At 70.6% G+C, this 20,340-nt stretch carries 17 protein-coding genes; 10 read left to right on the top strand and 7 right to left on the bottom strand.

Going from position 1 to position 20,340, the window contains the following annotated elements:
* The coding region (locus ACZ60Q_RS35750) for an LON peptidase substrate-binding domain-containing protein (protein ID WP_469641751.1) at positions 1–1,495 on the bottom strand (1,495 nt) is incomplete at its 3' end.
* 343 nt (positions 1,496–1,838) lie between these two features.
* On the opposite strand from ACZ60Q_RS35750, the gene ACZ60Q_RS35745 reads away from it, so the two are divergent.
* From ACZ60Q_RS35745 to ACZ60Q_RS35725, 5 genes are all read left to right on the top strand, one after another.
* Complete coding sequence (locus ACZ60Q_RS35745; protein ID WP_469641749.1) at positions 1,839–2,522, top strand: spermidine synthase family protein; 684 nt, start codon at positions 1,839–1,841, stop codon at positions 2,520–2,522.
* A gap of 232 nt (positions 2,523–2,754) precedes the next feature.
* Positions 2,755–3,492 (top strand): response regulator transcription factor, encoded by a 738-nt coding sequence (locus ACZ60Q_RS35740; protein WP_469641747.1) that lies wholly within the window; start codon positions 2,755–2,757, stop codon positions 3,490–3,492.
* Positions 3,489–4,565, top strand: a complete 1,077-nt coding sequence (locus ACZ60Q_RS35735; RefSeq protein WP_469641745.1) for a HAMP domain-containing sensor histidine kinase — start codon at positions 3,489–3,491, stop codon at positions 4,563–4,565. Before ACZ60Q_RS35740 ends, ACZ60Q_RS35735 begins: the two co-directional genes overlap by 4 nt.
* 282 nt (positions 4,566–4,847) lie before the next feature.
* Complete coding sequence (locus tag ACZ60Q_RS35730; RefSeq protein WP_469641744.1) at positions 4,848–8,618, top strand: multifunctional oxoglutarate decarboxylase/oxoglutarate dehydrogenase thiamine pyrophosphate-binding subunit/dihydrolipoyllysine-residue succinyltransferase subunit; 3,771 nt, start codon at positions 4,848–4,850, stop codon at positions 8,616–8,618.
* 131 nt (positions 8,619–8,749) lie between these two features.
* Positions 8,750–8,935: a DUF6104 family protein gene (locus ACZ60Q_RS35725; RefSeq protein ID WP_161184211.1), complete on the top strand. Its 186-nt coding sequence runs from the start codon at positions 8,750–8,752 to the stop codon at positions 8,933–8,935.
* A gap of 28 nt (positions 8,936–8,963) precedes the next feature.
* On the opposite strand, the gene ACZ60Q_RS35720 is transcribed toward ACZ60Q_RS35725, so the two are convergent.
* Positions 8,964–9,815, bottom strand: a complete 852-nt coding sequence (locus ACZ60Q_RS35720; RefSeq protein WP_469641743.1) for a hypothetical protein — start codon at positions 9,813–9,815, stop codon at positions 8,964–8,966.
* Between the two features lie 165 nt (positions 9,816–9,980).
* Here ACZ60Q_RS35720 and ACZ60Q_RS35715 point away from each other — a divergent pair, with 165 nt between their 5' ends.
* The gene (locus ACZ60Q_RS35715) at positions 9,981–10,838 is read left to right on the top strand and encodes a DUF4097 family beta strand repeat-containing protein (RefSeq protein ID WP_469641742.1); all 858 of its coding nucleotides are present in this window, start codon (positions 9,981–9,983) and stop codon (positions 10,836–10,838) included.
* 1 nt (position 10,839) lies between these two features.
* A complete protein-coding gene (locus ACZ60Q_RS35710; RefSeq protein WP_469641741.1) occupies positions 10,840–11,877 on the top strand; it encodes a PadR family transcriptional regulator in 1,038 nt (345 codons plus the stop codon).
* 111 nt (positions 11,878–11,988) lie between these two features.
* Here the strand turns inward: ACZ60Q_RS35710 and ACZ60Q_RS35705 are convergent, their stop codons facing one another.
* From ACZ60Q_RS35705 to ACZ60Q_RS35685, 5 genes are all read right to left on the bottom strand, one after another.
* Positions 11,989–12,570: a Clp protease N-terminal domain-containing protein gene (locus ACZ60Q_RS35705; RefSeq protein WP_469641740.1), complete on the bottom strand. Its 582-nt coding sequence runs from the start codon at positions 12,568–12,570 to the stop codon at positions 11,989–11,991.
* Positions 12,570–12,779, bottom strand: coding sequence for a sigma factor-like helix-turn-helix DNA-binding protein (locus tag ACZ60Q_RS35700; protein WP_469641739.1), 210 nt, complete (start codon positions 12,777–12,779; stop codon positions 12,570–12,572). The genes ACZ60Q_RS35705 and ACZ60Q_RS35700 overlap by 1 nt, the downstream gene beginning before the upstream one ends.
* Positions 12,780–12,954: 175 nt before the next feature.
* Positions 12,955–14,400: a cellulase family glycosylhydrolase gene (locus tag ACZ60Q_RS35695; RefSeq protein ID WP_469641738.1), complete on the bottom strand. Its 1,446-nt coding sequence runs from the start codon at positions 14,398–14,400 to the stop codon at positions 12,955–12,957.
* A 77-nt stretch (positions 14,401–14,477) separates the two neighbouring features.
* A complete protein-coding gene (locus ACZ60Q_RS35690; RefSeq protein WP_469641737.1) occupies positions 14,478–15,446 on the bottom strand; it encodes a zinc-binding dehydrogenase in 969 nt (322 codons plus the stop codon).
* A 260-nt stretch (positions 15,447–15,706) separates the two neighbouring features.
* The gene (locus ACZ60Q_RS35685) at positions 15,707–16,984 is read right to left on the bottom strand and encodes an NAD(P)-dependent malic enzyme (RefSeq protein WP_469641736.1); all 1,278 of its coding nucleotides are present in this window, start codon (positions 16,982–16,984) and stop codon (positions 15,707–15,709) included.
* A 527-nt stretch (positions 16,985–17,511) separates the two neighbouring features.
* On the opposite strand from ACZ60Q_RS35685, the gene ACZ60Q_RS35680 reads away from it, so the two are divergent.
* The 3 genes from ACZ60Q_RS35680 to ACZ60Q_RS35670 are packed head-to-tail and all read left to right on the top strand — an operon-like array spanning position 17,512 to position 20,206.
* Entirely contained in the window at positions 17,512–18,471 is a 960-nt protein-coding gene (locus ACZ60Q_RS35680; protein ID WP_469641735.1) for an ABC transporter substrate-binding protein, read from the top strand.
* Between the two features lie 29 nt (positions 18,472–18,500).
* Positions 18,501–19,442, top strand: coding sequence for an amino acid ABC transporter permease (locus tag ACZ60Q_RS35675; protein WP_469641734.1), 942 nt, complete (start codon positions 18,501–18,503; stop codon positions 19,440–19,442).
* Complete coding sequence (locus ACZ60Q_RS35670; protein WP_469641733.1) at positions 19,439–20,206, top strand: amino acid ABC transporter ATP-binding protein; 768 nt, start codon at positions 19,439–19,441, stop codon at positions 20,204–20,206. The genes ACZ60Q_RS35675 and ACZ60Q_RS35670 overlap by 4 nt, the downstream gene beginning before the upstream one ends.
* Positions 20,207–20,340 lie beyond the last annotated feature (134 nt).

Raw genomic sequence — 20,340 nt, 5'->3', positions numbered from 1 at the left:
AGAAGTAAGCCCCGTCCGATCTGCTGATCAGGCGGGGCTTCCTGCTGTCCGGGGCGGGTCTAGATCCGATGTTCCGGGGGGTGTACCGTTTGAGGTAGTGGTCGCGGAAGGTGTGGTTCTGGGCCGGGTCGAGGACTTCGAGGAGGGCGGCGGCCGGGTCGCCCCGGAAGTCGGAGCCGACCTTGTCGATCTCGTCGAGCAGGACGACCGGGTTCATCGAACCGGCCTCCTTGATGGCCCGCACGATACGGCCGGGGAGCGCGCCCACGTACGTACGCCGGTGGCCACGGATCTCCGCCTCGTCCCGGACACCGCCGAGCGCGACGCGGACGAACGTGCGGCCCATGGCGTGCGCGACGGACTCGCCGAGGGAGGTCTTGCCGACGCCGGGCGGACCGACGAGGGCCAGCACGGCGCCGCCGCGACGGCCGCCCACCACACCCAGCCCCCGGTCGGCACGGCGCTTGCGCACCGCGAGGTACTCGGTGATGCGTTCCTTCACGTCGGCGAGGCCGGCGTGCTCGGCGTCCAGGATCCGCCGGGCGCCGCGGATGTCGTAGGCGTCCTCGGTCCGCTCGGTCCAGGGCAGTTCGAGGACGGTATCCAGCCAGGTGCGGATCCAGGAGCCTTCGGGCGACTGGTCGCTGGACCGCTCCAGCTTCTCGACCTCCTTGAGCGCGGCCTCGCGGACGTGCTCGGGGAGGCCGGCGGCCTCGACGCGGGCCCGGTAGTCGTCGGACTCGTCCTCCGGGTCGCCGTTGAGCTCGGAGAGTTCCTTGCGCACGGCGTCCAACTGGCGGCGCAGCAGGAATTCTCGCTGCTGCTTGTCGACGCCGTCCTGGACGTCCTTGGCGATGGATTCGGCCACGTCCTGCTCGGCGAGGTGCTCGCCCAGCCACTGGATGGCGAGCTTCAGCCGGGCGATCGGGTCTCCGGTCTCCAGGAGCTGGACCTTCTGGGCGGTGGTCAGGAACGGCGAGTATCCGGAGTTGTCGGCGAGCGCGGAGATGTCGTCGATCTGCTGGACCCGGTCCACGACCTGCCAGGCACCGCGCTTCTTCAGCCAACTGGTGGCGAGTGCCTTGTACTCCTTGACCAGCTCGACGGCGGATCCGGGCAGGGGGTCGGGGGCGGCGGTTTCGAGCATGGTCCCCTCGACCCAGAGCGCCCGGCCGGGCCCACTGGTCCCCGCGCCGATGCGGACCCGGTCGCGGGCCCGGATGAGTGCGCCCGGGTCGCCGTCCGACAGGCGTCCGACCTGCTCGACGGTGCCGAGGACACCGGTCCCCGTGTACGTACCGTCGATCCGTGGGACCAGCAGCACCTGGGGCTTGCCCCCGTCGGGACGGGCGGCGGCCTGCGCGGCCTCGACGGCGGCGCGCACCTCGGTGTCGGACAGGTCGAGCGGCACCACCATGCCGGGCAGGACGACCTCGTCGTCGAGCGGCAGCACGGGCAGGTCGATCGGTGTGAACGCCTCGGACTCGCTAGTCATGATCTCCCCTTCGGCAGGCAAGTTGAGCTACATGGGCTCAATGCTCCTGAGCCGCCGAATGTTCCCCACCACTTGTTCGCTCTGAGCGATCAGATGCCCCCGAGGTGACTCCGTACCGCCCGTCACACCCTCCCGGCGGATGGTCCGGGGTGGCCCCCCGGTGACGGGAGCGCCGAGGGACGGGCGGTTGTTCCCCACCGCCGGAGGGGAACTCACTGGCACTCGGCCCGGGCGGCGGGACAGGATGACGGACACGGACCGCCACGACCGGAGACCGGAGAGCCACACCATGCCCGCGATGCCCTCGGCACCCGCTACGACCACTACGACCACCCCTGACCCGATGCCGACGCGTTCCACCGAAGCCCCCGTCGTCCTCGACCGCCGCGAGGGGCCCTTCGGCGAAGTCGTGCTGCGGGAGCGCGGGGAGCACTTCGAGATCATCGCCAACGGCTGCTTCCTGATGGACACCTCCGACGGGCGCTCCGAGCGGCTGCTGATCGACGCCGCGCTGGCCGCCCTGCCCGCCGGGCGGACCGGCCCCTCGGTGCTGATCGGCGGCCTGGGCGTCGGGTTCTCGCTGGTGCGGGCCGCCGAGCAGCGGCGCTGGGGCCGGATCGTGGTCGTGGAGCGGGAGCAGGCGATCGTGGACTGGCACCTGGACGGGCCGCTGGACCGGATCTCCGGGCCGGCGCTGGCCGACCCCCGGACCGGGATCCTCCACACGGACCTCGTCGCCCACCTCCGTACCGGCACGGAGCGTTACGACGCCCTGTGCCTGGACATCGACAACGGGCCGGACTGGACCGTCACGGAGGACAACGGAAGCCTCTACTCCCCCGCCGGCCTGGCGCACTGCCACGACCGGCTGACCCCGGGCGGAGTGCTCGCCGTCTGGTCCGCGCAGCCGTCGCCGACCTTCGAACAGGCGTTGCGGAATGCCGGGTTCAGCGGGGTTCGGACGGAAGAGGTGGCCGTTGCCCGAGGTGTGCCCGACGTGGTCCATCTCGCACTGCGGACGGCCTGAACCCCCTCCCGGTATGCGCGGACCGGCGGTGACACGGGTCAACCGGCCCGAGGGCGACGATCCGGCCGCCCGGTCGGCCGGAACTCGCACGTCCGGGACAACACCCTGCGTAGCCGGAAGGACTCCGCTGCCTTTACGCTGCTGACCGGCACATGGATCACCCACGAAATCCACGAGCGAAAACCGTGCCTCCGGGGGAATGTCTCCCGCGAGAACGGGCAGGGGCGGGGCGATGGAACAAACACACACCACCCACAACGGCGTCGCGGCCACCCCGGGGGCTCAGCGCCGGGTGCTGGTGGTCGAGGACGACGCCACGATCGTCGACGCCATTTCCGCCCGGCTGCGGGCGGAGGGCTTCCTGGTGCAGACCGCGCTGGACGGCCCCGCGGCCGTGGACGCGGCCGAGGCCTGGCAGCCCGACCTGATGGTGCTCGACATCATGCTTCCCGGCTTCGACGGCCTGGAGGTCTGCCGCCGCGTACAGGCGCAGCGCCCGGTACCGGTGATGATGCTCACCGCACGCGACGACGAGACCGACATGCTGGTCGGGCTCGGGGTCGGCGCCGACGACTACATGACCAAGCCGTTCTCCATGCGGGAGCTGGCCGCCCGGGTGCATGTGCTGCTGCGCCGGGTGGAGCGGGCCGCGCTGGCCGCCGTCACCCCGCGGAGCGGGATACTGCGTCTGGGTGAGCTGGAGATCGACCACGCGCAGCGCCGGGTCCGGGTGCGCACCGAGGACGTCCACCTCACGCCGACCGAGTTCGACCTGCTGGTCTGCCTCGCCAACACCCCGCGCGCGGTGCTCTCCCGGGAGCAGTTGCTGGCCGAGGTGTGGGACTGGGCGGACGCCTCGGGCACCCGCACGGTCGACAGCCACATCAAGGCGCTGCGCCGGAAGATCGGCGCGGAGCGGATCCGTACCGTGCACGGCGTGGGCTACGCCCTGGAGACTCCCGCGCCATGACGCGGCCAGGGTCCGGACTGCGGCCCTTCTCGATCAAGGCCAAGCTCGGCACGCTCGTCGTGGTCTCGGTGTTCATCACCACGGGGCTGCTGATCGTCGCGTTGCGGACCCGTACGGAGTTCCGTTTCATCACGGTGTTCTCGGTGATCGCCACGCTGCTGATCACCCAGTTCGTGGCGCACGGTCTGACCGCGCCGCTGGACGAGATGAGAGCGGTGGCCCGGTCCATCTCGCACGGCGACTACACCCGCCGGGTGAGCGGCGCCGGGCGGCGGGACGAGCTCGGGGATCTGGCACGGACGATCAACCGCATGGCGGACGATCTGGAGGCGGAGGACCGGCACCGAAAAGAGCTGGTCGCCAATGTGAGCCATGAGCTGCGCACCCCCATCGCGGCGCTGAGAGCCGTGCTGGAGAACGTGGTGGACGGGGTGTCCGCCGCCGATCCGGAGACCATGCGCACGGCGCTGAAGCAGACGGAGCGGCTCGGCCGGCTGGTCGAGACACTGCTGGACCTGTCGCGGCTGGACAACGGGGTGGTGGCGCTCAAGGCCCGCCGTTTCGAGGTCTGGCCGTATCTGTCGGGCGTGTTGAAAGAGGCCAATCTCGCCGCCTCCCACCGGCGCCTGTCGTCCGGTTCGGGCAATCACTCCCGTACGGACGTCCACCTGCATCTGGACGTCTCGCCGCCGGAGCTCACCGCGCACGCGGACGCGGAGCGGCTGCACCAGGTGGTCGCCAACCTCATCGACAACGCGGTCAAGCACAGCCCGCCGCACGGCCGGGTGACGGTGCTCGCGCGGCGCGGGGCCCATCCGGAGTCGCTGGAGCTGGAGGTCATCGACGAGGGGCCCGGCATCCCGGAGGCGGAGCGCCACCGGGTGTTCGAGCGCTTCAACCGGGGCCAGGCGCCCTCCCCGCACGGTCCGGGAAGCGACGGCGGTACGGGACTGGGGCTGGCCATCGCCCGGTGGGCGGTCGATCTGCACGGCGGTCGGATCGGGGCGGCCGAATCCGCGAAGGGCTGCCGCATCCAGGTCACCCTCCCGGGATTCCCCGAGCCGCGCGGTTGACGGCGCGGTTGACATAGGGTCGAACCGGAAGGGCACGTTCACCCGTGTCCTGCCAGCAGGGGGCCTCAAAGGGATACGGTCGGAAGACCGTATCCTCGGTCCTGCGTACCCGAAGTGCAGTGGAACCTCGCTTGTTTCCCGCCATTTCCTGCGCCGAAACCCGCCTTCCGATGTGATGTGCACGACGAAGCACCGGCCCGGCCTGCAAGGAACGGTCCGGGGGGCGTAGCCTTGATTTCCGCTGTCCATCACCTTGTGAAGCGGAAGAGGGCGGTTGCCGCCGTGTCGTCTCAGTCCCCCAGTAACTCGAGCATCTCGACCGATCAAGCCGGCCCGGGTACGAACCCGGCCGCTGCGTTCGGCGCCAATGAATGGCTCGTCGACGAGATCTATCAGCAGTACCTCCAGGATCCCAGTTCGGTCGATCGCGCCTGGTGGGACTTCTTCGCCGACTACAAGCCGGGTACATCCGGCACGGCGGACAAGCCCGTTCCCGGCGTCGCACCGGTGACCGAGGTGCCCGCCGCCCCGGCCGCGCCCGCCCCGGCCCCGGTGAAGTCCGCGCCCGCGGCCGCTCCGGCGGCTCCCGCGCAGTCGGCCCCGGCCAAGGCCGCACCGGCCCCAGCGAAGCCCGTTGCGGCCAAGCCCGCCAAGGCCGAGGCGGGCGACTCCGCCGAGGCACCGGCCGGACCGGAGTACGTGACGCTGCGCGGCCCTTCGGCCGCCGTCGCGAAGAACATGAACGCCTCGCTGGAGCTGCCGACGGCCACATCCGTCCGCGCGGTCCCGGTGAAGCTGCTCTTCGACAACCGCATCGTCATCAACAACCACCTCAAGCGCGCCCGCGGCGGGAAGATCTCCTTCACGCACCTCATCGGGTACGCGATGGTGCAGGCCCTCAAGGCCATGCCGTCGATGAACTACTCCTTCGCCACCAAGGACGGCAAGCCGACCCTGGTCAAGCCGGAGCACATCAACCTGGGTCTGGCCATCGACCTGGTGAAGCCGAACGGCGACCGCCAGCTGGTCGTCGCGGCCATCAAGAAGGCCGAGACGCTCAACTTCTTCGAGTTCTGGCAGGCGTACGAGGACATCGTCCGGCGCGCCCGCATCGGCAAGCTCGGCATGGACGACTTCTCCGGCGTCACCGCCTCGCTGACCAACCCCGGCGGCATCGGCACCGTCCACTCGGTGCCCCGCCTGATGCCCGGTCAGGGCCTCATCATGGGCGTCGGCGCGATGGACTACCCGGCGGAGTTCCAGGGCACGTCGCAGGACACCCTGAACAAGCTCGGTATCTCGAAGGTCATGACGCTGACCTCGACCTACGACCACCGGGTCATCCAGGGCGCGGCCTCCGGCGAGTTCCTGCGGGTCCTGTCCCAGCTGCTGCTCGGCGAGAACGAGTTCTACGACGAGATCTTCAAGGCGCTGCGGATCCCCTACGAGCCGGTCCGCTGGCTCAAGGACATCGACGCCTCGCACGACGACGACGTCACCAAGGCCGCGCGGGTCTTCGAGCTGATCCACTCCTACCGGGTCCGGGGCCATGTCATGGCCGACACCGACCCGCTGGAGTACCACCAGCGCAAGCACCCCGACCTGGACATCACCGAGCACGGCCTCACCCTGTGGGACCTGGAGCGGGACTTCGCGGTCGGCGGGTTCGCCGGCAAGACGATGATGAAGCTCCGCGACATCCTCGGCGTGCTGCGTGAGTCGTACTGCCGCACCACCGGCATCGAGTTCATGCACATCCAGGACCCGAGTCAGCGCAAGTGGCTCCAGGACCGCGTCGAGCGCGCGCGCCCGAAGCCCGAGCGCGAGGAGCAGCTGCGCATCCTGCGCCGGCTGAACGCCGCAGAGGCGTTCGAGACCTTCCTGCAGACGAAGTACGTCGGCCAGAAGCGGTTCTCGCTGGAGGGCGGCGAGTCCGTCATCCCGCTGCTCGACGCGGTCATCGACTCCGCCGCCGAGGCCCGCCTCGACGAGGTCGTCATCGGCATGGCCCACCGAGGCCGGCTGAACGTCCTGGCGAACATCGTCGGCAAGTCGTACGCGCAGATCTTCCGCGAGTTCGAGGGCAACCTCGACCCGCGCTCGATGCACGGCTCCGGCGACGTCAAGTACCACCTGGGCGCCGAGGGCACCTTCACCGGTCTGGACGGCGAGCAGATCAAGGTCTCGCTGGCCGCCAACCCCTCGCACCTGGAGGCGGTCGACCCGGTCCTGGAGGGCATCGCCCGGGCCAAGCAGGACATCATCAACAAGGGCGGCACGGACTTCACGGTCCTGCCGGTCGCGCTCCACGGCGACGCGGCCTTCGCGGGCCAGGGCGTCGTCGCCGAGACGCTCAACATGTCGCAGCTGCGCGGCTACCGCACCGGCGGCACCGTGCACGTGGTGATCAACAACCAGGTCGGCTTCACCGCCGCCCCGGAGTCCTCGCGCTCCTCGATGTACGCCACCGACGTGGCGCGCATGATCGAGGCGCCGATCATCCACGTCAACGGCGACGACCCGGAGGCCGTGGTCCGCGTCGCACGGCTCGCCTTCGAGTTCCGGCAGGCGTTCAACAAGGACGTCGTGATCGACCTCATCTGCTACCGGCGCCGCGGTCACAACGAGACCGACAACCCGGAGTTCACCAACCCGCAGATGTACACCCTGGTCGACAAGAAGCGCTCGGTGCGCAAGCTGTACACCGAGTCCCTCATCGGTCGCGGCGACATCACGCTGGAAGAGGCGGAGCAGGCGCTCCAGGACTTCCAGGGTCAGTTGGAGAAGGTGTTCGCCGAGGTCCGCGAGGCCACCTCGCAGCCGGCCGCCCCGCATATCCCGGAGCCGCAGGCCGCGTTCCCGGTGGCCGTGGAGACGCCCGTCTCCGCCGAGGTCGTCAAGCGGATCGCCGAGTCACAGGTCAACATCCCCGACTCGATCACCGTCCACCCCCGCCTGATGCCGCAGATGCAGCGCCGCGCGGCCTCGGTGGACAACGCCACGATCGACTGGGGCATGGGCGAGACGCTGGCCATCGGTTCGCTGCTGATGGAGGGCACCCCGGTCCGGCTCGCCGGCCAGGACACCCGCCGCGGCACGTTCGGCCAGCGCCACGCGGTCCTGGTCGACCAGGTCACCGGCGAGGACTACACCCCGCTGCTGTACCTGACCGACGACCAGGCCCGGTACAACGTGTACGACTCGCTGCTCTCGGAGTACGCGGCGATGGGCTTCGAGTACGGCTACTCGCTGGCCCGTCCGGAGTCGCTGGTCATCTGGGAGGCCCAGTTCGGTGACTTCGTCAACGGCGCGCAGACCGTCGTGGACGAGTTCATCTCCTCGGCCGAGCAGAAGTGGGGCCAGACCTCCGGCGTCACGCTGCTGCTGCCGCACGGCCACGAGGGCCAGGGACCGGACCACAGCTCCGCCCGTCCGGAGCGCTTCCTCCAGATGTGCGCGCAGGACAACATGACGGTCGCGATGCCGACCCTCCCGTCGAACTACTTCCACCTGCTGCGCTGGCAGGTGCACAACCCGCACCACAAGCCGCTGATCGTCTTCACCCCGAAGTCGATGCTGCGTCTGAAGGCCGCGGCCTCGTCCATCGAGGAGTTCACCACCGGCGGCTTCCGTCCGGTGATCGGCGACACGTCGGTCCAGCCTTCGAGCGTCCGCAAGGTCGTCTTCTGCGCGGGCAAGCTGTACTACGACCTGGACGCCGAGCGGGTCAAGCGTGGCGACACGGAGACGGCGATCATCCGGCTGGAGCGCCTGTACCCGCTGCCGGGTGCGGAGATCCAGGCCGAGATCGCGAAGTACCCGAACGCCGAGAAGTACCTGTGGGCCCAGGAGGAGCCGGCGAACCAGGGGGCGTGGCCGTTCATCGCGCTCAACCTGATCGACCACCTGGACCTCGCGGTCGGCTCGGACGTGCCGCACGGCGAGCGCCTGCGCCGCATCTCGCGGTCGCACGGCTCGTCCCCGGCGGTCGGCTCGGCCAAGCGCCACCAGGCGGAGCAGACGCAGTTGGTCAACGAGGTCTTCGAGGCCTAGGACCACGCAGCCGTACGCGCTGTCCGTACGTCACCGGGGACCCGGTTCCGCGCTTGTCGCGGGGCTGGGTCCCCGGCGTATCCGGCCTATCCGGCGTACTACGGGCGCCCGCACCTCGATATCCTGTGCGCATGTACTTCACGGACCGTGGCATCGAGGAACTGGAGAAGCGGCGCGGCGAGGAGGAGGTCACCTTCGAGTGGCTCGCCGAGCAGCTGCGGACGTTCGTCGATCTCAACCCCGACTTCGAGGTGCCGGTGGAGCGCCTCGCGACCTGGCTGGCACGGCTGGACGACGAGGACGACGAGGAGGCGTGACCCGCGTGACCCGCGTGCCCCGCATGTCCTAGGGGCGGCCCGAGGCGTCCGCGCCCGCCCTGGCCCGCTCGTAGGCGAGTCCCAGCACACCCTGCGCCAGCAGCACCGTTCCGGCCGCCATCCAGCCGCCACTGCGGCGGCGGGCACCCCACAGCAGGAGCGGGAGCCCGGCCGCGAGCTGGATCGCGGCGACGGCACGGGCGCGCGGGCCGCGTACCCACGGGCCGATCCTGCTGCTCTCGACCGCGTCCAGTTCGACACGTACGGCATCGCGCCACCCGGCCCACTCGACGCGTTCCACCCCGCGCTGCACGGCCGCGACGCTGCGCAGCCGGTCCGCGCTCTCGCCCGGTGAGAGCCCGGCGGGCAGGGTCAGTCCGGTGCGGGTGAGAACGGCGAGCAGTCCGCGCAGCCGGGTGTCCGCGTCGCCGTCCGGATCGGGGCGGGTCAGCTCCTCCAGCGCCTGTACGTCCAGGACCGGGTCGAGGCCGAGCCGGACCGCGAAGGTGCGCATGGCCTCGTCCTCGCCCACCGGGGTGCCGTCGGCCAGCCAGATGTAGCCCACGGTCCGGCGGAATCCGGCGGCTAGGGTGAATCCGGCCCGGTCGGCATCCCACCACAGGGCGAGCACCGGCCAGGTGGAGCCGACGGCGAGCGCGGTGGCCCAGCCGCCGAGAACCCGGTCCACGGGCTCGGCGTCCTGCTCCATGTCCCTCTCCGCGCCCCCGCTCCGCCAGGGCTTGCCCTCCGGGACGAGCACACTCCACTCCTCGCCCGCGCGGGCGAGGAGCATCTGCTCGCGCAGCAGGTGGGCGAGCGGCCGTACGGTCTCGGGGTCGGCCCGGCACAGCAGGAGGGCCCCGGTGGATGTCGCGTTCATGGCTCACACGCTAGGGCAATATGCCCCTGTTTGATGCTGTTGCTTGTGTTTCACCTCCCGCCGACTCCCTCCCTGATCCCCTTTGACTTCCCCCATCCGCGATATATCGTGTTCTGAACGAGACGCGATATGTTGCGTTGCCACGCTTCCCGGGAGGTCACATCCATGCCTGTGTCGACATGGACCATTGCCGAGCCACGGAAGCTCACCTTCGAGGATCCGGTGGCGGCGCTCCACGTACGCATCGTCGACGGCACGGTCAACGTGGTCGGGACCGACGAGCCGGAAGCCCGGCTGGAGATCTCCGCGATCGAGGGCCCGCCACTGATCGTGACCCAGGAGGACGGCCGGCTGACCGTGGCCTACGAGGACCTGCCCTGGCAGGACTTCCTGCGCTGGTTCGACCCCAAGAACCGCCGCCGCAGCGCCGTGGTCACGCTCGTCGTACCGGCTGCTTCCTCGGTGGAGGTCGGCGTGATCGGTGCCGGGGCCGTCGTCTCCGGCATCAGCGGCCGCACCGAGGTCCGTGGCCTGACCGGGGACTCCACGCTCGTCGGGCTGACCGGCGCGGTGCGCGGGGAGTCCGTGTCGGGCAGCCTGGAGGCCCAGGGCGTCACGGGGGACCTGCGCTTCCACTCCGTGTCCGGCGACCTGACGGTGGTCGACGGGGCGGGGGCCTCGGTCCGGGCCGAGTCGGTCAGCGGCGCCATGGTGCTGGACGTCGACCCGTCCGGGAAGCCCACGGACATCCGGCTGACCACGGTGACCGGCGAGATCGCGATCCGGCTGCCGCACCCGGCCGACGCCAGGGTCGAGGCGAACACCGCGAGCGGGGCCGTCTCCAACGCCTTCGAGGACCTGCGGGTCGGCGGGCAGTGGGGCGCGAAGAAGATCACCGGCACGCTGGGCGCCGGGACGGGGACCCTGCGGGCGACGACCGTGTCCGGTTCGATCGCCCTGCTGCGCAGGCCACCCGCCGAGGACGACGCGTACGCCGCCGAGCCGACCGGAAAGGTTCTCTGACATGCCTCCCGTATTCGCCCACGGCCGCCTGCGGCTGTATCTCCTCAAGCTCCTGGACGAGGCTCCTCGCCACGGCTACGAGGTTATCCGCCTGCTGGAGGAGCGCTTCCAGGGCCTGTACGCCCCGTCCGCCGGCACGGTCTACCCTCGGCTGGCCAAGCTGGAGGCCGAGGGTCTGGTCACCCACGCCACCGAGGGTGGCCGCAAGGTCTATTCCATCACCACCGCGGGGCGCGAGGAGTTGGCGGGCCGGGGCGGCGAACTGGCCGACCTGGAGCTGGAGATCCGCGACTCGGTCTCCGAGCTGGCCGCCGAGATACGCGACGACGTACGGGGTGCGGCGGGCCGGCTCCGCAGCGACATGCGGGCGGCGGCGTCGGAGTCCCGGCACGGTACGAAGGCGGCGGCCGGGAGCGGCAAGGGCGACCCGGGTAAGGACGAACCGGCACCCGCCTTCGGTGACTTCGGCGACTTCGGCAGCCTGGGCGATCTCGGCGAGAGCGAGGCGTGGCGCTCGGCGAAGGAGGAGCTGCACCGGGCCAAGCACGTATGGAAGGAGCAGGCACGCCGGGCGAAGGACGAGTCCCGGCGCGCCCGCGAGGACGCCCAGCAGGCCCGCCGCCAGGCCAAGGAGGCCCAGGAGAAGGCGCACGAGCAGATGCAGACCGCCGCCCGCCAGGTCCAGGAGCACTTCGCGCGGGGCGACTGGCCCTCCGGCGTACGGGAGGGCCTCGCGGAGATCACGGGCCACCTCAGCGGTTTCGCGCGCTCCGGCGCCTGGCCCCCGTTCGGCAAGCCCGAGCCGGACGCCGCCCCGGCTCCCGACGGCGCCTCCGGCTGGGGCGAGGACGCACCGGCCACGGGCGACCCGGGGCGCGACCTGGACCGCCTGCTGGACCATTTCCGCGATGGCATCCGGGACGCGGCCCGCGATCACGGGGTGACGGAGACCCAGCTCGCGGAGGCCCGCCGCCACCTGGGCGCGGCGACGGCGCGGATCGAGGCCCTGCTGACGACGGAGGACGAGCGCAAGGCCTGAGCCGACGCGGCCCGGGCGGAACGGGGGCGGTCGTCCGGTGCCGGACGACCGCCCCCGTTCCATGGAGCCCGCCCCGCCACCCCGGTCGCCCGCGCGTCCCGGACGCCCGTCTCACCCGGCCTTGGCGTGCCCCTGTCCCCCGTCGGCGTCGGGGCCGTACAGCGCGCGCCGCACGGTCGCGTAGGTCGCGCCGTGCTCGGCGAGGACGTCGGCGACGACTCCGGGCTTCGCCGTGAGAGCCAGGAGCAGGTGTTCCTCGCCGATGAAGCGGTCGCCGCGCCCCAGGGCGACCCGCAGCGAATTCTCCAGGACGGTCTTCGCGCCCGGGGTGAAGGGGCGGTGCCCCGACCACCACCGGCGACCGCCCCGGCCGGTCGCCAGGGCTCCTTCGCCATGGGCCCCTTCGACCCGGGAGACGATCGCGCCGATGTCGATACCGATACCGGCGAGCGCGTCGGTATCGGCCTTGGTCAGGCCGCCGCGTCGGCGGGCCTCGGCGAAGGCGGCGTCCAGGGAGGCCCGGTGATCGTGGAGGCCGAGTGCGGTGACGGCGAACGAGGCCCGGCCGCCCTCCTGTTCCAGCAGCGCGAGCAGCAGGTGTTCCTCGGTCACCGAGTCGGCCCCGGCGCGTTCGGCCTGCGCCACCGCGCCCTTCACGGTGGCGCGGGCCCCTCGGGTGAATCGCTCGAACATCAACGCCTCCCGTACTTCTTGTGCACGGCCTGCCGGCTGACACCCAGCTCGGCGGCGATCTCCTGCCACGACCAGCCCTGGACGCGGGCACTTCTGACTTGTACGGCTTCGAGCTGCTCCAGCAGCCGCCGCAGCGCGGCCACCGACCGCAACCCGACGCGCGGGTCGCGGTCACCGGCACGTGCGGCCAGTTCCGTTGCTTCGGTCATAGCGTCAACCTACATTGACATCACCCGCATGTCAATCAAAGTTGACATCGCCGTCGGCCAGGCGCGCCGGCGCCCGCACACCGGCCGGCCCGTCTGGCGGTCCATCTCGGCCGGGGCGAAGGCGCGAAGCACCGCCGAGGCGTCGGCGGGCTCCCAGGGGCGCGGCAGAAACCCTTCAGGGGTGGCCGGTTCGCCCATACGGGCCACCTTCCCGCACGGTCACCACCACCTCGCTCCCGGGCCACGCCCGTACGACCGGCCACCCCCCGCGCGTCTCCGTGACCGGCCCGGGGCCGCCGACGGCTCGCCCCGGGCCGGTGACGGAGACGCGCCAGCCCCGGGGCGAGGGCGGGAGGGACAGCTCCGTCACCCCGGGGCGGGCGGCGGCACGGTAGGCGAGGCGGTAGGAGCGGGTGTCCGCGTCGTACGCCTCGGAGCGGACGGTCCCCGCGACGGCCGGGGCGTACGGGGTGACCGTCCGCTCCTTGTTCGTACGGAAGCGGCCGTGCTCGTCGACCGCGCAGTAGCCGCCGCCGTAGCACCAGACGTACCCCGCCCAGCCGGAGCTGTAGCGGTTCAGGGAGTCGACGGCCTCGCGGTAGAAGCGGCCCATGTTGGGGAGGGCGTTGTTCAGGGGTCCCCACTCGCCGACGACCACGGGCATCCGGTGGCGGGCCGGGTAGGCGGTGACGGCGGCCTCGTACGTCTCGATCCAGCCGGCCGAAGGATCGTAGTCCGCGCCCGCCTCCATGGCGGTGTTGTAGAAGTGCGGGGCGTACACGGTCCGGTGGTCCTCGATCCGGCCGAGCCCGGTGGGGACGCCCTCGCCGACGATGGGCGTCGGCTCGACGAAGAGCCAGGTGTCGCGGTCCTTCGCCCGGACGGCGCGGGCGAGCCGGTTGTACATCGGGGTGAGGTGCTGGGCCTCGATCCGGCGGGCGGCGGCCGGCAGGTCCTCGCCCGCGCGCAGCTCCCCCATCGGCTCGTTGATCAGGTCGTAGCCGATCACCGCCGGATGGTCGCGGAAGCGTTCCGCCAGGACCTGCCACATGGCCGCCTGGGCGCGCTGGAGGTCGGGGTCCTCGTAGAGGTGGGTGAAGGCCCGCTGAACGGCGGGTTCGAAGTACTCGGAGAACCAGTCGTCGGGATTCGGGGTGAACGGCAGCCCATCGGTCCTGGTGGCCCATTCCGGGATGCCCCGGTGCCCGAACGCGGGCCCGAAGACGTCCTGGTGGGCGTCGATGAGGACCTGGACGCGGTGCTTGCGCGCCCAGTCCAGGACGCGTTCGACGCGCCGGAGGTAGCGCTCGCTGTACTGGCCGCGCGTGGGCTCCAGGTCGTCCCAGAAGACCAGCAGCCGGGCGAAGTTGAAGCCGTGTCCGCGCAGGTCGCGGAAGTGTCGTTCGGTGATGGCGGTGAGGGCGGCCTCGCCGCGGTTCGCCTTGTCCTCGACGTTCCAGCCGCGCAGGGTGAGGGTGCGCCCCCGGTCATCGGTCAGCGGCGGGATGCCGGGCCGGGCGGACACGGGGGCCGGAGCCGGAGCGGGTACGGATACGGGGCGCGCCGAGGCGGCGGGGGCGAGGACCCCCGCCGCGAGCACGGACGCGACGACAACTGCCATGACTGCTCTGCCCATTCGCATGGGCCGATCACATCAGCAGATCTGACGATCCATCAAGAGCGCGGCGTGGAGCGCATTCAGGCGGTCGGGTTGAGCACGATCTTCCCGAAGAGGTCACCCGACTCCAGCCGCCGGAACCCTTCCCGGGCCCGGTCCAGCGGCAGCACCTCGTCGATGACCGGGCGCACCCCGGTGGTCGCGCAGAACGAGAGCAGGTCCTCCAGCTCGTCCTTGGACCCCATGGTGGAGCCGACCACCTTCAGTTCCAGGAAGAAGATCCGGGTCAGCTCGGCGTGTGCGGGCCGGTCGCCGCTGGTGGCACCGGAGATGACGAGAGTGCCGCCGGGGCGCAGCGACTTCACGGAGTGGGACCAGGTGGCGGCCCCGACGGTCTCGATGACGGCGTCCACCCGCTGCGGCAGCCGGGCGCCGGGCTCGTACGCCTCCAGCGCGCCGAGTTCGACCGCCCGCTCTCGCTTGGCCTGGTCCCGGCTGGTGGCGAAGACCCGCAGCCCGGCGGCCTTCCCGAGCGCGATCGCGGCGGTGGCGACCCCGCCGCCGGCGCCCTGGACGAGCACGCAATCGCCGGGCCGCACCCCGGCGTTGGTGAACAGCATCCGGTACGCGGTGAGCCAGGCGGTCGGCAGGCAGGCGGCCTCCTGGAAGCTGAGCTCCTTCGGCTTGGGCAGGACGTTCCAGGTGGGGACGGTGACCTGCTCGGCGAAGGTGCCCTGGTAGCGCTCGGTGAGGATGGAGCGCGGCTCCTTCGGCCCGACGCCGTGCCCCGACTGCCCGATGACGGAGTGCAGGACGACCTCGTTGCCGTCCTGGTCGACGCCGGCCGCGTCGCAGCCGAGGATCATCGGCAGCCGGTCCTGTGAGAGGCCCACGCCCCGCAGGGACCAGAGGTCGTGATGGTTGAGGGAGGCGGCCCGGACCGTGACGGTGGTCCACCCGGGGCGCGCCTCGGGGGCCGGGCGGTCACCCAGCTCCAGGCCGTCGAGTGGCTGGTCGGGATCGATGCGGGCTGCGTAGGCGGCGAACATGGCTCGACGATAGGCGGGGCGGGCCGACGACGTAACCGCCTACGCGTGTGACGCACGCCAAGCGTGGTGGACCCGCACCCATCAAGCCCCTGCCGCGATGGAACAGCGGGAGGCCCCACCATCAAAGCCCCTGCCGCGCTTGAGGAGCGGGGATCCGGGGGCACCGCCCCGGGCTCCGCTCCTCAAGCGCGGAGGGCAGAAAGCGGGCGGGGCCCGTACCGTTACGGGCCCCGCCCACCGCACAACCGCTCAACGCCACCTCAGCGCCGAGCCACACCCTCCGCCCGCGCCGCCGCGGCCACCGCCGCGGTGACCGCGGGAGCGACCCGCTCGTCGAACGGCGACGGGATCACGTAGTCCGCCGCCAGCTCATCGCCGACCACGTCGGCCAGCGCGTTCGCCGCGGCGATCTTCATGCCCTCGGTGATCCGGGAGGCCCGGACCTGGAGCGCGCCCGCGAAGATGCCCGGGAACGCCAGCACGTTGTTGATCTGGTTCGGGAAGTCGGACCGCCCGGTCGCCACGACCGCCGCGTACCTGTGCGCGACCTCGGGGTGGACCTCCGGGTTCGGGTTGGCCATCGCGAAGACGTACGCGCCGGGGGCCATCGAGGCAACCGCCGCCTCCGGGACCGTACCGCCGGAGACGCCGATGAAGACGTCCGCACCGGCGAGCGCCTGCTCCAGCGAACCGCTCAGGCCCGCCCGGTTGGTCAGCTCGGCCAACTCGCGCTTGACCTCGGTGAGGTCGTCGCGGTCGCGGCTGACGATGCCCTTGCGGTCGGCCATCGCGATGTCGCCGATCCCCGCCTCCAGGAGGAACCTGGCGATGGCCACGCCCGCCGCGCCCGCGCCGGAGATGACGCCGCGCAGATCGCCGAGCGTCCGCCCGGAGAGCTTCGCCGCGTTGCGCAGGGCGGCGAGGGTGACGACCGCGGTGCCGTGCTGGTCGTCGTGGAAGACCGGGATGTCCAGGCGCTCCTGGAGCTTGCGCTCGATCTCGAAGCACCGGGGCGCCGAGATGTCCTCCAGGTTCACCCCGCCGAACGAGGGGGCGAGCCGGACCACGGTCTCGACGATCTCGTCGGCGTCGGTGGTCGCGAGCGCGATCGGCACCGCGTCGACGCCGCCGAACTGCTTGAAGAGGATGGCCTTGCCCTCCATGACGGGGAGGGACGCCTCGGGCCCGATGTCGCCGAGGCCGAGCACGGCGGTGCCGTCCGTCACGACGGCCACGACCTGGGACTTCCAGGTGTAGTCGTGGACGAGCTCGGGGTTGTCGGCGATGGCGCTGCACACTTTCGCCACACCGGGCGTGTACGCCAGGGAAAGGTCGTCCTTGTCCCGGATCGGGACGGTGGCCTGCACGGCCATCTTCCCGCCCCGGTGGAGGGCGAAGGCCGGATCGAAGGGCTCGTCGGCCCCGGTGTCCGCCGCGCTCGTGCGCTGGACGCCACGGTCGATGGCGCTGCGGGTGGCGCTGTCGATGGCACTGTCGATGGTGCTGTCGCTGCGAGGATTGACGATCTCCGCTGCCATGGTGTTGACCCCTTAAGTCTTCATCGTTTGAGGGTGGCCACTCCTGGTTGAGGAGGGGTGGGCGGGCACCGCGTACGCGCCCCGCACCGGGCGGTTGGGCCGCCCCGGCAGGGATAGGAGGTACATACGCGCGGGCGCGCCGCACACGCGCCCTGAGCCCCGGATGAGGGGTGTAAACGTCTTTCTTACCGGACGAACGGTGTTACGGACGAGTCCATATCGACGCGGTGACGTGACTCATAGTCGAATTTCTGGACAAGTCGGCAAACCGACATAAATGCCGCCCACTAACCAAGACATGCCGAAGATTCTCCGGCGGGGGGAATGAATCCCCACAGATGGTCCGGTCCTCGCGCACCGGCCGTTGATGTTCGGGGGTCGCCCGTTACCCGATTTTGACATGGCCGGACCCCTGAATGGGCCAGCGCAAATGGCAGGATGCCGTCATCACACAAGGTGGCGACACTCGAAGGTGCGTGCCAAGCCGCCCATCAGCACCTCACCCTCACCTGCCGGAGGATCCCGACATGACCGCAAGCACCACGCGTCGTACGACCGCGAAGTCCCGGATTGCGGCGATCGGCGCCATCGCGGTCGCCGGCTCCCTGCTGCTCACCGCCTGCGGCGACCAGACCGACAAGACCTCGAAGGAGTCCGGCACCCCGAAGACGTCGGACAGTGCGCCGCTCGCCGATCTGCTGCCCAAGGCCATCAAGGACAAGGGCGTCATCAAGGTCGGTTCGGACATCGCCTACCCGCCGGTGGAGTTCAAGGACGACTCCGGCAAGATCATCGGCATCGACCCCGACCTCGGCGCCGCCCTCGGCAAGCAGCTCGGCGTCACTTTCGAGTTCCAGAACGGAACCTTCGACACCCTCATCACGGGCCTCCGCTCGAAGCGCTACGACCTGGCGATGTCGGCGATGACCGACACCAAGGACCGCCAGGAGGGCGTCGACTCCGAGACGAAGAAGAAGGTCGGCGAAGGCGTCGACTTCATCGACTACTTCACCGCGGGCGTCTCGATCTACACCAAGAAGGGCGCCGACCAGGGCATCAAGGCCTGGTCCGACCTCTGCGGCAAGAAGATCGCCGTCCAGCGCGGCACGGTCTCCCACGACCTCGCCAAGGCCGAGAGCGCGAAGTGCGGCAGCAAGGGCAAGATCGCCATCGAGCAGTTCGACAACGACCTGGAGGCTCAGACCCGGCTCCGCGCCGGAGGCGCCGACGCCGGTTCGTCCGACTTCCCGGTAGCCGCGTACGCCGTGAAGACCTCGGGCGGCGGCAAGGATTTCCAGATCGTGGGCGAGCAGGTCGAGGCGGCCCCGTACGGCATCGCCGTCGCCAAGAGCAACACCGAGCTGCGGGACGCGGTGAAGGCCGCGCTCGACGCGATCATCAAGAACGGCGAGTACGACAAGATCATCGCCAAGTGGGGTGTCCAGGACGGTGCGGTCACCGAGGCCAAGGTCAACGGCGGATCGTGACCGGATCGCGGCGGTGAAAGGCAACACCTGTGACTGACATCAAGAAGACGGGTCCCACCAGCACGCCACCCACCCCGGCGGCCGGACCCGAGGCGATCACGGCCATCCCGGTCCGCCACTACGGGCGCTATGTGGCGGCGGTCATCGCCATCGGCCTGTTGGCATCCATCGTCTACGCCTTCTCCCAGGGCCAGATCAACTGGGGTGCCGTACCGGACTACTTCTTCGACGACCGGATCATCCGGGGCGTGGGCCAGACCCTGCTGCTGACCGTCCTCTCGATGGCCATCGGCATCGTCGGCGGCGTCCTGCTCGCGGTGATGCGTCTGTCGAAGAACCCGGTGACGTCATCGATCGCCTGGTCCTACATCTGGTTCTTCCGGGGCACCCCGGTCCTGGTCCAGCTCTTCGTCTGGTTCAACCTGGGCCTGGTCTTCGAGTACATCAACCTCGGGCCGGTCTACAAGGACGAGTGGTCGTCCTTCATGACCCCCCTGTTGACCGCCCTTCTGGGGCTCGGCCTCAACGAGGCCGCGTACATGGCGGAGATCTGCCGCGCCGGTCTGCTCTCGGTCGACGAGGGCCAGACCGAGGCCTCGCACGCGCTGGGCATGAGCCACAGCAAGACGCTGCGACGCGTGGTCATCCCACAGGCGATGCGCGTGATCGTGCCGCCGACGGGCAACGAGGTCATCAACATGCTCAAGACGACCTCGCTGGTGGCCGCCGTACAGTTCACCGAGCTCTTCCGGTACGCCCAGGACATCGGACAGAACTCCGGTGCCCCCGTGGAGATGTACTTCCTCGCCGCGGCCTGGTACCTGATCATGACCTCGGTGCTGAGCGTGGGCCAGTACTACCTGGAACGCCACTACGCCCGTGGTTCCAGCCGAAGCCTGCCACAGACACCGATCCAGAAGATCAGGGCCAACGTGCTGTCCCTGGGCCGCCCCAAGGGAGGCATGGCATGACGACGACCGCCATGGTGAAGGCCGAGGGCGTCCACAAGTCCTTCGGCGCCGCCCACATCCTCAAGGGCATCGACCTGGAGGTCGCCCCGCGTGAGGTGTTCTGCCTGATCGGTCCGTCCGGTTCCGGCAAGTCGACCTTCCTCCGGTGTATCAACCACCTGGAGAAGATCAACGCCGGCCGGCTGTCGGTCGACGGCGAGCTGGTGGGCTACCGGCAGAAGGGCGACAGGCTCTACGAGCTCAAGGACAGCGAAGTCGCCCTGAAGCGCCGCGACATCGGCATGGTCTTCCAGCGCTTCAACCTGTTCCCCCACATGACGGCGATCGAGAACGTCATGGAGGCCCCGGTCCAGGTCAAGGGCGAGGCCAGGGCCGTCGCCCGGGCCCGCGCCGAGAAGCTGCTGGACCGGGTGGGCCTCGCCGACAAGGCGAAGACCTACCCCTCCCAGCTCTCCGGCGGGCAGCAGCAGCGGGTGGCGATCGCCCGTGCGCTGGCCATGGAGCCCAAGCTGATGCTCTTCGACGAACCGACCTCGGCGCTCGACCCGGAACTGGTGGGCGATGTCCTGGACGTCATGCGCGGGCTGGCCGATGACGGCATGACGATGATCGTCGTCACCCACGAGATGGGCTTCGCCCGCGAGGTGGGCGACGCTCTGGTCTTCATGGACGACGGCGTGGTGGTCGAGTCCGGCCACCCGCGCGACGTCCTGACCAACCCGCAGCACGACCGGACGAAGTCGTTCCTGTCGAAGGTGCTGTAGGGCGGGCCCGTCGCACAGCGGGAAGGGGGGGGGGGGGCCGGGGGGGGGGCCCCCCGCCCCCCGGGGGGGGGGCGCCCCCCCCGGGCCACCCACCCGCCGCGGCCCCCCGGGGCCGCGGGGGCGCCCCCCCCCCC

It is taken from the genome of Streptomyces sp. NPDC104313 (genome assembly GCF_055583985.1).
The sequence above is the reverse complement of the archived record's forward strand: the minus strand, read 5'-3'. Positions and strand labels throughout refer to the sequence as shown.

Excerpts from the sequence above, each read along its gene's own strand:
- ACZ60Q_RS35690 (WP_469641737.1), bottom strand. The coding sequence starts at position 15,446 with ATGTTCGCCGCCTACGCAGCCCGCATCGATCCCGACCAGCCACTCGAC.
- ACZ60Q_RS35700 (WP_469641739.1), bottom strand. The coding sequence starts at position 12,779 with ATGACCGAAGCAACGGAACTGGCCGCACGTGCCGGTGACCGCGACCCG.
- ACZ60Q_RS35680 (WP_469641735.1), top strand. The coding sequence starts at position 17,512 with ATGACCGCAAGCACCACGCGTCGTACGACCGCGAAGTCCCGGATTGCG.
- ACZ60Q_RS35685 (WP_469641736.1), bottom strand. The coding sequence starts at position 16,984 with ATGGCAGCGGAGATCGTCAATCCTCGCAGCGACAGCACCATCGACAGT.
- ACZ60Q_RS35695 (WP_469641738.1), bottom strand. The coding sequence starts at position 14,400 with ATGGCAGTTGTCGTCGCGTCCGTGCTCGCGGCGGGGGTCCTCGCCCCC.
- ACZ60Q_RS35745 (WP_469641749.1), top strand. The coding sequence starts at position 1,839 with ATGCCGACGCGTTCCACCGAAGCCCCCGTCGTCCTCGACCGCCGCGAG.
- ACZ60Q_RS35725 (WP_161184211.1), top strand. The coding sequence starts at position 8,750 with ATGTACTTCACGGACCGTGGCATCGAGGAACTGGAGAAGCGGCGCGGC.
- ACZ60Q_RS35740 (WP_469641747.1), top strand. The coding sequence starts at position 2,755 with ATGGAACAAACACACACCACCCACAACGGCGTCGCGGCCACCCCGGGG.
- ACZ60Q_RS35705 (WP_469641740.1), bottom strand. The coding sequence starts at position 12,570 with ATGTTCGAGCGATTCACCCGAGGGGCCCGCGCCACCGTGAAGGGCGCG.
- ACZ60Q_RS35720 (WP_469641743.1), bottom strand. The coding sequence starts at position 9,815 with ATGAACGCGACATCCACCGGGGCCCTCCTGCTGTGCCGGGCCGACCCC.
- ACZ60Q_RS35710 (WP_469641741.1), top strand. The coding sequence starts at position 10,840 with ATGCCTCCCGTATTCGCCCACGGCCGCCTGCGGCTGTATCTCCTCAAG.
- ACZ60Q_RS35670 (WP_469641733.1), top strand. The coding sequence starts at position 19,439 with ATGACGACGACCGCCATGGTGAAGGCCGAGGGCGTCCACAAGTCCTTC.
- ACZ60Q_RS35715 (WP_469641742.1), top strand. The coding sequence starts at position 9,981 with ATGCCTGTGTCGACATGGACCATTGCCGAGCCACGGAAGCTCACCTTC.
- ACZ60Q_RS35735 (WP_469641745.1), top strand. The coding sequence starts at position 3,489 with ATGACGCGGCCAGGGTCCGGACTGCGGCCCTTCTCGATCAAGGCCAAG.